Origin of the sequence: Klebsiella sp. 18074 (assembly GCF_902705905.1) — a bacterium.
In the GTDB taxonomy this organism is placed as follows: Bacteria; Pseudomonadota; Gammaproteobacteria; order Enterobacterales; family Enterobacteriaceae; genus Klebsiella; species Klebsiella terrigena.
Map to the genome: position 1 here is coordinate 93,054 of NZ_CACSIS010000017.1, position 12,633 is coordinate 105,686.

The window sequence follows — 12,633 nt, forward strand, 5'->3', positions numbered from 1 at the left end:
CCGATAGCTGAACTAGCGACGAGCGCGAACAATCTGATATTTGCGCGTCAGGTACTCTACCGGCGCGCTCCAGATATGCACCAGGCGGGAGAACGGGAACAGCAGGAACATCGTCATCCCCAGCACCAGGTGCAGGCGGAACACAAACGCCACCCCGTCCAGATACTGTGACGCTCCGCCGTGGAAGGTCACCACCGACTGCGCCCAGCCTACCAGCTTGAGCATTTCGCTACCGTCCATATGCTGCGCCGAGAACGGGATCGTCAGCAGACCCAGCGCGCACTGAACGAGCAGCAGCGAGAGGATCAGGATATCCGCGGTAGTGGTGGTTGCCCGCACGCGCGGGCTGAACAGGCGACGCTTAAGCAGCAGCCCCCCGCCGACCAGACACATCACGCCGCTGGCGCCGCCGGCAATCATCGCCATCTTCTGCTTCACGTCCATCGGCAGGAAGGACTCATACATCCAGTGCGGGGTCAGCATTCCGAGGAAGTGGCCAGCGAAGATACCGAGGATCCCGATATGGAACAGGTTAGACGCCAGGTTCATCCCTTTGCGGTCCAGCATCTGGCTAGACGAGGCCCGCCAGGTGTACTGACCATAATCGTAGCGCAGCCAGCTGCCGATCAGAAATACCGAACCGGCAATGTACGGGTAGATGTCAAAGAAGAACATATTCAGGAAGTGCATTATTGCGGTCCTCCGTTAGAGATATCCAAGTATTGCGGGGCCACGGCCCCGGCAAAACGACGCTGGTGAGCGGCAATTTCTGACTCGCCGCAGCCTTTATCGGCAAAGAATTTCACCTGTTCTTCTTCCCATACCGCGTCCAGCGCCTGCGGCGTATCGTCGCGGGCTTCGTCGGCTATTTTTTCTGCAACCTTCTGGCTATCAACCCGGGTATCCGCCAGCTTCAGCAGCAGTTCGAACAGCGCCGCATAGCGGCTTTCGCGCTGCTGCAGGCGAGCGCTTAGCAGACCCAGAATCGGCGCCACGTCCTTCAGCCCGGCGATAGCTTCATCTTCCGGCAGCTGCGCCAGATACTCCAGGTACAGCGGCAGGTGGTCAGGAAGCTCATTGCTGTCGAGCTCCAGGCCATGACGCTCGTATTGCGCCATCAGATCGACCATCGCCTGACCACGATCGCGGGACTCGCCGTGAACATGTTCGAACAGCAACAGCGACGTCGCCCGTCCGCGGTCAAACAGCTCGCTGTAATCCGCCTGAGCGTCGAGCACGTCCCGGGCGGTCAGGTAGCGCAGGAAGTCGCCCAGTTTACGAGCATCCTCCGCGACTAATTTTTCCGATGACGCCAGCGCCTCCAGCATCTCCTGCTGATGCTGCCACAGGGCAGCGTCAGGATACTCAAGCAGGCGCGACACGATCACGAGTTCAATCATGAGTGCGGCTCCGTTTTGCTGGTCACGTCGATAGTGTCGATGCGGCGGCTATTGAACAGATTGAACTGGCTGTCCGAACCGTGGCAGCCGTCGCCGAAGGTGAAGCCGCAGCCGCTTTTTTCCGGGAAGGCGTCGCGCGCCTGCTCGCGGTGGCTGCTGGGTACCACGAAACGATCTTCGTAGTTGGCAATCGCCAGGTAGCGATACATCTCCTGCGCCTGGGCTTCGCTCAGACCCACTTCTTCCAGCGCGCGGGTATCCACTACGCCATCAACGTTTTCAGCGCGTTTAAAGTGACGCATCGCCAGCATGCGCTTCAGCGCCAGCAGCACCGGCTGGGTATCGCCTGCGGTCAGCAGATTTGCCAGGTACTGAACCGGAATACGCAGGCTTTCCACGTCCGGCAGAATACCGTTGCTTCCCAGCTCGCCGGCATCCGCCGCGGACTGAATCGGTGACAGAGGCGGTACGTACCAGACCATCGGCAGCGTGCGGTATTCTGGATGCAGCGGCAGCGCCAGCTTCCAGTCCATTGCCATCTTGTAGACCGGCGACTTCTGGGCAGCGTCAATAACTCCCTGCGGTACGCCGTCCTTCAGCGCCTGCTCGATGACTTTCGGGTCATGCGGATCGAGGAACACGTCCAGCTGACGCTGATAGAGATCTTTCTCGTTTTCGGTGCTCGCTGCGGTTTCAATCGCATCCGCGTCATACAGCAGCACGCCAAGGTAGCGGATACGACCGACGCAGGTTTCTGAACACACGGTCGGCTGACCCGCTTCGATGCGCGGGTAGCAGAAGATGCATTTCTCAGACTTACCGCTCTTCCAGTTAAAGTAGATCTTTTTGTACGGGCAGCCGGTGATACACATACGCCAGCCGCGGCACTTGTCCTGGTCGATCAGTACGATGCCGTCTTCTTCACGCTTGTAGATAGCGCCGCTCGGACAGGTCGCCACGCACGCCGGGTTGAGGCAGTGCTCACACAGGCGCGGCAGATACATCATGAAGGTGTTTTCGAACTGGCCGTACATCGCCTTCTGCATGTTCTCGAAGTTCTTGTCTTTCGACAGCTTCTCGAACTCACCGCCCAGATCGTCTTCCCAGTTCGGACCCTTGACGATCTTATTCATGCGCTGGCCGGTGATCAGCGAGCGCGGACGCGCGATCGGCTGCGCTTTGCTATCGGCCGGCGCGTTATGCAGCGTCTGGTAGTCAAAGTCAAACGGCTCGTAGTAGTCGTCGATACCCGGCAGATGCGGGTTAGCGAAGATTTTACCCAGCAGCAACGCGCGGTTACCCATACGCGGCTGCAGCTTGCCGTTGATCTTACGAACCCAACCGCCCTTCCATTTTTCCTGGTTTTCCCAGTCGGTCGGGAAGCCGAGGCCCGGCTTGGTTTCAACGTTGTTGAACCATGCGTACTCGGTCCCTTCACGGCTGGTCCAGACGTTTTTACAGGTGACTGAGCAGGTGTGACAGCCGATGCATTTATCGAGATTCAGCACCATGCCGACTTGTGAACGAATTTTCATTTTACGCTCTCCTGTACCTGGTCATTGCCTTCGCCATCCAGCCAGTTAATGTTCTTCATCTTACGTACCACCACAAACTCATCGCGGTTCGATCCGACGGTGCCGTAGTAGTTAAAGCTGTATGCCAGGTGCGCATAGCCGCCGATCATATGCGTCGGTTTCGGCGTAATGCGGGTCACCGAGTTATGGATCCCGCCGCGCTGACCGGTAATTTCAGAACCCGGCAGGTTCACAATACGTTCCTGCGCGTGGTACATCATGGTCATTCCGGCCGGCACACGCTGGCTCACTACCGCACGCGCGGTCAGGGCGCCGTTATTGTTGAAGACTTCAATCCAGTCGTTATCTTCAATGCCCATCTCTTTGGCATCCGCTTCGCTCATCCACACGATGGGACCACCGCGACCGAGGGTCAGCATCAGCAGGTTGTCGCTGTAGGTCGAGTGAATACCCCACTTCTGGTGCGGCGTCAGGAAGTTCAGCGCCTTCTCAGGGTTACCGTTTGATTTCTTACCCATCACCGCTTTCACCGAGCGGGTATCGATCGGCGGACGATACACCAGCAGGCTTTCACCGAAGTCACGCATCCACTGGTGGTCCTGATAGAGAGACTGACGACCAGAGAGCGTACGCCACGGGATCAGCTCATGAACATTGGTGTAGCCGGCGTTATAGGAGACGTGCTCATCTTCCAGTCCTGACCAGGTCGGGCTGGAGATAATCTTGCGCGGCTGCGCCTGAATATCGCGGAAGCGAATTTTCTCGTCTTCTTTATTCAGCGCCAGATGCGTGTGGTCACGGCCGGTAAACTCGCTCAGCGCCGCCCAGGCTTTTACCGCTACCTGACCGTTGGTTTCCGGGGCCAGGGTGAGGATCATCTCAGCCGCGTCAATCGCCGTATCCAGCATCGGCTGGCCTTTCGCCGGGCCTTCTGCCTTGGTGTAGTTGAGCTTACGCAGCAGATCCATTTCGCTCTGGGTGTTCCAGGCAATACCTTTACCGCCGTTACCGATTTTTTCCATCAATGGTCCGATGGAGGTAAAGCGCTCATAGGTCGCCGGATAATCACGTTCAACCGGAATAATGTGCGGCGCAGTTTTCCCTGGGATCAGGTCGCATTCGCCTTTTTTCCAGTCCTTCACGTCGAGCGGTTGCGCCAGTTCTGCGGCCGAGTCGTGCTGGATTGGCAGCGTCACCACGTCGGTCTCTTTTCCGAGGTGGCCCACGCAGACTTCGGAGAATTTCTTCGCGATGCCCTTGTAGATTTCCCAGTCGCTTTTCGATTCCCAGGCCGGGTCGACGGCGGCAGACAGCGGGTGAATAAACGGATGCATATCCGAAGTATTCATGTCGTCTTTTTCGTACCAGGTTGCGGTCGGCAGCACGATATCGGAGTACAGACAGGTGCTCGACAGGCGGAAGTCCAGCGTCACCACCAGGTCCAGTTTGCCGTCGAGGCCGTTATCCTGCCACTCCACTTCTTCCGGCTTGACGCCGCCCTGCTTGCCGAGATCCATCCCCTGAATACCGTGCTCGGTACCCAGCAGGTACTTCAGCATATATTCATGACCTTTACCGGAAGAGCCCAGCAGGTTAGAACGCCAGATGAACAGGTTGCGCGGGTGGTTTTTACCGTTTTCCGGCTGCTCCGCTGCAAAGCGGATAGTGCCTTCTTTCAGCGCCTTCACGGTGTAGTCAACCGGCGTCATACCGGCTTTCTTCGCCTCTTCCGCGATGCGCAGCGGGTTAGTCCCAAGCTGCGGCGCGGACGGCAGCCAGCCCATACGTTCGGCGCGAACGTTGAAGTCCAGCAGATGGCCGGTGTAGCGCGATTTATCCGCCAGAGGAGAGAGCAGCTCCTGCGCGGTGACCGACTCGTAGCGCCACTGGCTGGAGTGGTTATAGAAGTAGGAGGTGCTGTTCATATGACGCGCCGGACGCTGCCAGTCGAGGGCAAACGCCAGCGGCTGCCAGCCGGTCTGCGGACGCAGCTTTTCCTGGCCCACATAGTGCGCCCAACCGCCGCCGCTCTGGCCGACGCAGCCGCAGAACACCAGCATGTTGATCAGACCGCGATAGTTCATATCGAGGTGATACCAGTGGTTCAGACCGGCCCCGACGATAATCATCGAGCGGCCGTGCGTCTTATCGGCATTATCGGCGAACTCACGGGCGGTGCGAATGATGTTGGCCCGAGCAACGCCGGTTATTTTTTCAGCCCACGCCGGGGTGTACGCCTTAACGTCATCGTAGCTTCTGGCGCAGTTTTCATCGTCCAGACCGCGCTCCAGGCCGTAGTTGGCCATGGTCAGGTCATAAACGGTGGTCACCAGAGCGGTGCTCCCATCCGCCAGCTGCAGGCGTTTTACCGGCAGCTTATGCAGCAGGATGTTCTCCAGCTCAACGCTGGTGAAGTGTTCGGTGCCTTCGCCGCCAAAGTATGGGAAGCCCACCTGCGCGATCTCATCCTGGCTGCCCAGCAGGCTCAGCTGCAGTTCAGTTTCGTCACCGGATGTGCCGTCGCGCTGCTCGAGATTCCATTTGCCTTTTTCACCCCAGCGGAAGCCGATTGAGCCGTTCGGCGCAACCATGTTGCCGTCGGCGTTGATCGCCACGGTTTTCCATTCCGGGTTGTTTTCCTGGCCCAGCGAATCGATAAGGTCGGCGGCACGCAGCATACGGCCCGCCGCGTAGTAGCCGTCGCGCTCTTCGAGCATCACCAGCAGCGGCATGTCGGTGTAGCGGCGGACGTAGTCGGTAAAGTATTGGCTCGGTTTGTCGAGATGGAACTCGCGCAGCATAACGTGGCCCATCGCCAGCGCCAGCGCCGCATCGGTACCCTGCTTCGGTGCCAGCCACAGATCGCACAGCTTGGCGATTTCGGCGTAGTCAGGGGTGATAGCAACGGTTTTGGTGCCTTTGTAGCGGACTTCGGTAAAGAAGTGCGCATCCGGAGTACGGGTCTGCGGAACGTTTGAACCCCAGGCGATAATGTAGTTCGAGTTATACCAGTCGGCGGATTCGGGTACGTCGGTCTGCTCGCCCCAGGTCTGCGGAGAGGCCGGCGGAAGGTCACAGTACCAGTCGTAGAAGCTCAGGCAGGTACCGCCAATCAGCGACAGGTAGCGCGCGCCGGAAGCGTAGGAAACCATCGACATCGCCGGGATCGGCGAGAAGCCCGCAACGCGGTCAGGGCCGTAGGTTTTGACGGTATAAACGTTGGACGCGGCAATCAGCTCGTTCACTTCCTGCCAGGAGGAACGTACGAAGCCGCCGCGACCGCGGGCCTGCTTAAAGCTTTTCGCTTTATCAGCATCTTCAATAATCGAAGCCCATGCCGCAACCGGATCGCTGTGCTGAACCTTAGCCTCACGCCACATTTTCATCAGGCGCTTACGCATCAGCGGATATTTCAGACGGTTGGCGCTGTAGAGGTACCAGGAGTAGCTGGCGCCACGCGGGCAGCCGCGCGGTTCATGATTGGGCAGGTCCGGGCGGGTACGCGGATAGTCCGTCTGCTGGGTTTCCCAGGTGACGAGGCCATTTTTGACATAAATTTTCCAGCTGCATGAGCCGGTGCAGTTCACACCGTGAGTGGAACGCACGATTTTGTCATGCTGCCAACGCTGGCGGTATCCATCCTCCCAGTCCCGGTTGGTGTGTAGAAGCTGGCCGTGCCCATCGGCAAAGGTCTCGCCCTTCTGTTTGAAGTAGCGAAACCGGTCCAGGAATTTACTCATGGGTTTCTCCTGTTTGGAGCCTGACGGCTCTCTGATAAATCGACATTGCTGGATTTGCAGCGAAGGTAACGCTATGAAAGAGGAAGAGAATTGATAACGATCAATACGAAATGCCTTATGAACATCGGCAAAACGGACGAATACCACCTTAGTAGTATCTTTTTCTATTTCTTATCCTTCTGTTTTTAAAGGTTTTTTATGAGAAAGCTCGCCATTTGCAGCGCGGGCAATATCCATATAGGTATTAAGGGGTAGAGCGGAAGACAGGGGATTATTTTGCTGAACCGATGCACCTTGCCGGAGCGCCGCCGCACGACAGCATGCTGTCACTATTTGCAGGGTAAAAAAAAGGCGCAAATCAGGTTGCGCCTTATGCCGGTAAACCTCGTCGCTTAGGACTTCTGCTTACGTCCGTAAACCAGCCAGGTAATGACTACGCAGGCGATATAGAACACGAGGAAGACCTTCATCGCCCCTGCCGGAGAGCCGGTCAGGTCCAGAGAGATACCGAACGCCTTCGGAATGAAGAAGCCGCCAATCGCGCCGATCGCTGAGATAAAGCCCAGCGCCGCCGCGGTATCAGTCGCCGCTTCACGCATCGCCTGCGCTTCGCTACCGCCCTGTGCCTTCACCCGATCGGTGGTCATTTTACGGAAAATAACCGAAATCATCTGGAAGGTAGACGCGCTACCCAGCCCGGCGGTCAGGAACAGCACCATGAACACGCCGAAGAACGCGATAAAGTTACCGCCTTCACCGTGCGTTGGCAGCGTCAGGAACAGCAGGCCGCAGAAGATGGCCATCACCACGAAGTTAATCAACGTAACGCGGGTCCCGCCCAAACGGTCGGAGATAGCCCCGCCGGTAGAGCGCGCCAGGGCGCCAATAAACGGCCCGAAGAAGGCATAGTGCAGGATCTGCACGTCCGGGAACTGGGTTTTGGCCAGCATCGCAAAACCGGCGGAGAAGCCGATAAACGAGCCGAAGGTGGCCAGATATAGCAGCGCCATGATCCACAGATGCGCACGCTTGAGCACCGGCAGCTGCTCCCTGAGTGAAGCTTTCGATGCCGACAGGTCGTTCATAAAGAACCATGCCGCCAGAGTCAGGACGACAAGGAACGGAACCCAAATCCAGGCCGCGTTTTCGAGATACAGAATTGAGCCATCCGGCTGCTCGCTGCCGGTCCCGCCGAAGACGGCGAAAATAGACAGAGAAACCACCAGCGGTGCAACCAGCTGCATGACGCTGACGCCCATGTTGCCAAGACCGCCGTTAATACCCAGCGCGCCGCCCTGCTTCTGTTTCGGGAAGAAGAAGCTGATATTCGCCATGCTGGAAGCAAAGTTTGCCCCGGCAAAACCGCACAGCAGGGAGATGATAACGAAGACGCTGAACGGCGTAGAGGTATCCTGCACCGCGAAGCCCAGCCAGACGCAAGGCACTATCATGATCCCGGTACTGAATGCCGTCCAACGGCGGCCGCCGAACAGCGGTACCATGAACGCATAAGGCACGCGCAGCAGCGCGCCAGACAGCGCCGGCAGCGCGGTCAGCATAAATAACTGATCGGTCGTAAACTGAAAGCCAACCTTATTCAGGTTAACGGCCACGGCACTGAACAGCATCCAAACGCAAAACGCCAGCAAAAGACACGGCACGGAGATCCACAGGTTGCGGCTGGCGACGCGGTGACCGCGCTGCTGCCAAAACTCAGGATCTTCCGGACGCCAGTCGGTGATGACTGAAGTGGTAGTCTTCTCCGGGAGGGAAGATTGACTCATATATACCTCTGATTATTCATATATCCCGCAGATACATTAGGGATTACAGGCGGCAGTAAGTTGATATAAATCAAAGGAAAAGTTGTCACCGATTTGCTTAAAAAAAAATCATCACTCGAAGGGAGTAGTTATTTTCGCCTAAAAAAGTGTGGTTTTTCACGAGGCTGCCCGCTTTCACCGATCCCCTCCTGGCGGGCTACCTACCACCGACAATTAAGGGGTAATCCTTTATAGGTATGGGTATACTCCATCGGATATCTGAGAATAGGTCCCACTCCCGGATGGTTTGCCGGTCAGGAGCCACGCATTCTATGTTAAAACGTCTTTTTACCCCGCTCACGCTGGTGAATCAACTGGCGCTGATTGTCCTGCTTTCGACGGCCATTGGCGTCACGGGGATCGGCATCTCCGCGCGGCTGGTGCAGGGCGTCCAGGGAAGCGCACACGCAATTAATAAAGCAGGCTCGCTGAGAATGCAGAGCTATCGCCTGCTGGCCGCGGTGCCGCTCAACGAGAGCGACGGCAAGCTTATCGACGAGATGACCGCCACCGTATTTAGCGAAGAGCTGCAGAACGCCGCCCTGCGGGACGGCCAGCAAAACCAGCTGAAAGCGCTACAGCACTACTGGCAGCAGGAGCTGGCGCCGGGGATGCGGCATGCGCAAAATCAGGCGACCGTCGCCACCGATGTCGCCAGCTTTGTCGACCGGATAGACCATCTGGTCACCGCCTTTGACCATACGACCGAACAGCGCATCAGGCACGTTGTCTGGATCCAGCGGATCTTAGGCTGCGGCATGGCGCTGCTGTTTCTGTTCACCATCGTCTGGCTGCGGGCGCGGCTGCTACGCCCGTGGAAACAGCTGCTGGAGATGGCCCGCGCGATCAGCCATCGCGACTTTACCCAGCGCGTGCACATCCGCGGACGCGATGAAATGGCCACCCTCGGGATGGCGCTGAATAACATGTCGGAAGAGCTGGCGGAAAGCTATTCCGTGCTCGAGCGGCGGGTGCAGGAAAAAACCGCCGGTCTGGAGCAGAAAAACGAAATCCTCGCTTTTTTGTGGCAGGCCAACCGCCGCCTGCACTCCAGCGCCCCGCTCTGCGAGCGAATCTCGCCGGTGCTCAACGGCCTGCAGGGGCTGACGCTGCTGCGCGATATTGAAGTCAGGGTCTATGACTTCGAAGATGAAGACAACCATCAGGAATTCGCCTGTCATTCAGATTTTCACTGCGATGATAAAGGCTGTTATTTATGTCCGCGAGATCTGCCGCCGCTGCCCGACGGCGGGGCAACGCTGAAGTGGCGGCTGTCTGATGCCCATAACCAGTACGGCATTCTGCTGGCCACCCTGCCGGTGGGCCGCCATCTGAGCCACGATCAGCAGCAGCTGGTGGATACCCTGGTCGAGCAGCTGACCTCGACGCTGGCGCTGGACAGGCATCAGGAGCATCAGCAGCAGCTGATCGTCATGGAGGAGCGCGCCACTATCGCTCGCGAACTGCATGACTCGATTGCCCAGTCGCTCTCCTGCATGAAGATGCAGGTCAGCTGTCTGCAGATGCAGGGAGAACATTTACCGCAAGAGAGTCGCCGGCTGCTGGGCCAGATTCGTAATGAGCTGAATACCTCCTGGGCACAGCTGCGCGAGCTGCTGACCACCTTCCGGCTACAGTTAATCGAACCGGGACTGCGTCCGGCGCTGGAAGCCAGTTGCCTGGAATATAGCGCCCACTTCGGCTTTACGGTCAGGCTGGACTACCAGCTGCCGCCGCGTTTCGTCCCCTCGCACCAGGCGATCCATGTGCTGCAAATCGCCCGCGAGGCGCTCAGTAATGCGTTGAAACACGCCAAAGCGACGGAGGTCACCGTAACCGTGTCGCTGCGGGATAATCAGGTCAGGCTGGTGGTCGCGGATAATGGCCGCGGCGTACCAGACCATGCCGAACGGAGTAACCATTACGGTTTAATTATTATGCGGGATCGCGCCCAGAGCTTGCGCGGAGACTGCCAGGTACGCCGTCGCGAGACGGGCGGTACCGAAGTGGTCGTCACTTTTATCCCGGAAAAATCGTTTTCAATCCAATAGGAGAACCCCATGAGTCAACAGGAACGGGCAACCATCCTTCTCATTGACGATCACCCGATGCTGCGCACCGGCGTTAAACAGCTGGTTAGCATGGCATCCGACATTCAGGTGATCGGCGAAGCCAGCAACGGCGAACAAGGTATTGCGCTGGCGGAGTCGCTGGATCCAGACCTGATCCTGCTGGATCTCAACATGCCGGGCATGAACGGCCTGGAAACCCTCGATAAGCTGCGCGAGAAATCACTCTCTGGTCGGGTGGTGGTATTCAGCGTCTCCAACCATGAAGAAGACGTGGTCACCGCCTTAAAACGCGGCGCCGACGGCTACCTGCTCAAGGACATGGAGCCGGAAGATCTGCTTAAGGCCCTGCAGCAGGCGGCTGCCGGTGAGATGGTGCTGAGCGAGGCGTTAACGCCGGTGCTGGCGGCCAGTCTGCGCGCCAACCGCGCCACCTCGGACCGCGATATCAGCCAACTGACCCCGCGCGAGCGCGATATCCTCAAGCTTATCGCCCAGGGCCTGCCGAACAAAATGATCGCGCGCCGTCTGGAGATAACCGAAAGCACCGTGAAAGTACACGTTAAGCATATGCTGAAGAAAATGAAGCTGAAATCGCGCGTCGAAGCCGCGGTTTGGGTACACCAGGAGCGCGTTTTCTAGGGCAGTTCTCGCCAGGACACGCCCTGGGCCGAGAATTTTACCAGCGGCTCGGTCAGCGCCAGTGCGATCTCATTGGAAGAGACGCGCTGACCTGTTTTATCTTCTACCACCACCGACAGATGCCACAGGTTGGTCGCGCCGGGTTCACCGCTCCAGGCCGGCAAAATCACACTCCAGCCGTCAGGGCTATTGGCATCTACCGGCGACGTCAAACTCAGCAGCTGCGTATCCCCTTGCCACTTCAGCGACTTAATTCCATGCAGGCTACGAATCTGCAGCTTAAGCGGCACCGTTTCCCCCGACTGCAGATCCCACGGCGGCGTCGCCAGATAGGCCGACAGCGATTTACGCTGACGATACTCGACCACCGGCAGATTATCGCGCTCCGGGCTGTCGTAGCGGCTGCCGCGCAGGGAGCGGCTGATCGCCACCTCGTCGGCCGCCAGCTGCTGTTTTAACGGCACGCCGAAGCGATAGTTCAGATTCAGCCCGACGTTGTTCTGACTGAGTCCGCTTTCGCCCTGCTTATGCTTTGCCGTCACCGTGACCAGCGGAACCGGGGTGTAGTTGAGCCCCACCGATACCGCCACCGGGTTATGGTAGCCGGTCCCGGAATGGAACAGGTCAACGCTGTCGCCGAAATACTGCTCGACGCTGACGCTGGTATTAATATGCTGATAAAACGGCAGCCGCGCCTGGGCCGTGACGTCGTAGCCGCTTGCCATCCGCTGCTCCTGGGTCAGGCTGTCGCCCTGCTGCCAGCTCCCCACCGGGTGGTAGTAATTAGCCGACAGGCGCACCGACTCTCCCCACGCCTCGGCCCCGATGCTGCCGCGCGCCAGGCGCTCATCCAGCACCTTATCGTAGAAGGAGTTATAGCCCAGCAGCCATGTTCCAACCCGCCAGCGCTGCCCCAGGCCGATATTACCCACCAGGCCGCTATCGCGCTGGGTCACCGAATACTGGTTCCAGGTGAGGAAGTCGCCGTTATCCTGCAGCGGCACAAACCAGCTGCCCTTGCTGCCGGTAAAGCGCCCCTCCTTATCCACCAGCAAATCGACGTTGGCGTTGCCCCACGGCGATAGCCAGCTCTCCAGCTGCTGGCTAACCTCGGAGCCAATCCTGCCGATCGCAAACATCCGCGCCTGCTCGCCGGTTGTAAGGCCATTATCGCTCATGCTGGCTTCGCCGAATTTCTTCGCCATTTCGGCAAAATGCTGCGCATCCTGATCAAGCTGGGGAGCGATGCCGAGATCGGGCAGCGCCGTCTGTTTCTCGCTGAAAGCATTGCTTCCCTGCAGGGCACGAACCGGTGCGCCGGCCAGCAGCAGGAGTACGGGGAGAAGTGGCGTAAGGCGGAATGACCAGGGCATGAAACGGATGACGTCAGCTCGCGAAGGGTGGCAACAGAACCTAAGTTTACC

Annotated in this window: 8 protein-coding genes; 2 read left to right on the forward strand and 6 right to left on the reverse strand. The window is 58.3% G+C overall.

Features of this window, described 5'->3' with window-relative positions:
* Positions 1-12: 12 nt before the first annotated feature.
* The 5 genes from narI to GVK32_RS17610 form a co-directional block, all read right to left on the reverse strand.
* On the reverse strand, positions 13-690 hold the full coding sequence (gene narI, locus GVK32_RS17590) for a respiratory nitrate reductase subunit gamma (RefSeq protein WP_159871195.1): 678 nt from the start codon (positions 688-690) through the stop codon (positions 13-15).
* Positions 690-1,400 carry a nitrate reductase molybdenum cofactor assembly chaperone gene (narJ, locus tag GVK32_RS17595; protein ID WP_159871198.1) on the reverse strand — a complete coding sequence of 237 codons (711 nt, stop codon included), beginning with the start codon at positions 1,398-1,400 and terminating at the stop codon, positions 690-692. Before narJ ends, narI begins: the two co-directional genes overlap by 1 nt.
* Complete coding sequence (gene narH, locus GVK32_RS17600; RefSeq protein WP_159871201.1) at positions 1,397-2,935, reverse strand: nitrate reductase subunit beta; 1,539 nt, start codon at positions 2,933-2,935, stop codon at positions 1,397-1,399. The genes narJ and narH overlap by 4 nt, the downstream gene beginning before the upstream one ends.
* Positions 2,932-6,675: a nitrate reductase subunit alpha gene (locus tag GVK32_RS17605; protein ID WP_159871204.1), complete on the reverse strand. Its 3,744-nt coding sequence runs from the start codon at positions 6,673-6,675 to the stop codon at positions 2,932-2,934. The genes narH and GVK32_RS17605 overlap by 4 nt, the downstream gene beginning before the upstream one ends.
* 392 nt (positions 6,676-7,067) lie before the next feature.
* Complete coding sequence (locus GVK32_RS17610) at positions 7,068-8,459, reverse strand: NarK family nitrate/nitrite MFS transporter (RefSeq protein WP_132514035.1); 1,392 nt, start codon at positions 8,457-8,459, stop codon at positions 7,068-7,070.
* Positions 8,460-8,770: 311 nt separating this feature from the next.
* Between GVK32_RS17610 and narX the strand changes: the two genes are divergently transcribed.
* Both narX and narL read left to right on the forward strand, forming a co-directional pair.
* Positions 8,771-10,549, forward strand: coding sequence for a nitrate/nitrite two-component system sensor histidine kinase NarX (gene narX / locus GVK32_RS17615; RefSeq protein ID WP_159871207.1), 1,779 nt, complete (start codon positions 8,771-8,773; stop codon positions 10,547-10,549).
* Positions 10,550-10,558: 9 nt separating this feature from the next.
* Complete coding sequence (gene narL, locus GVK32_RS17620; RefSeq protein WP_041146087.1) at positions 10,559-11,209, forward strand: two-component system response regulator NarL; 651 nt, start codon at positions 10,559-10,561, stop codon at positions 11,207-11,209.
* Here narL and GVK32_RS17625 read toward each other — a convergent pair.
* Complete coding sequence (locus tag GVK32_RS17625; protein WP_159871210.1) at positions 11,206-12,582, reverse strand: YchO/YchP family invasin; 1,377 nt, start codon at positions 12,580-12,582, stop codon at positions 11,206-11,208. The two genes, narL and GVK32_RS17625, sit on opposite strands and share 4 nt — an antisense overlap.
* Positions 12,583-12,633 lie beyond the last annotated feature (51 nt).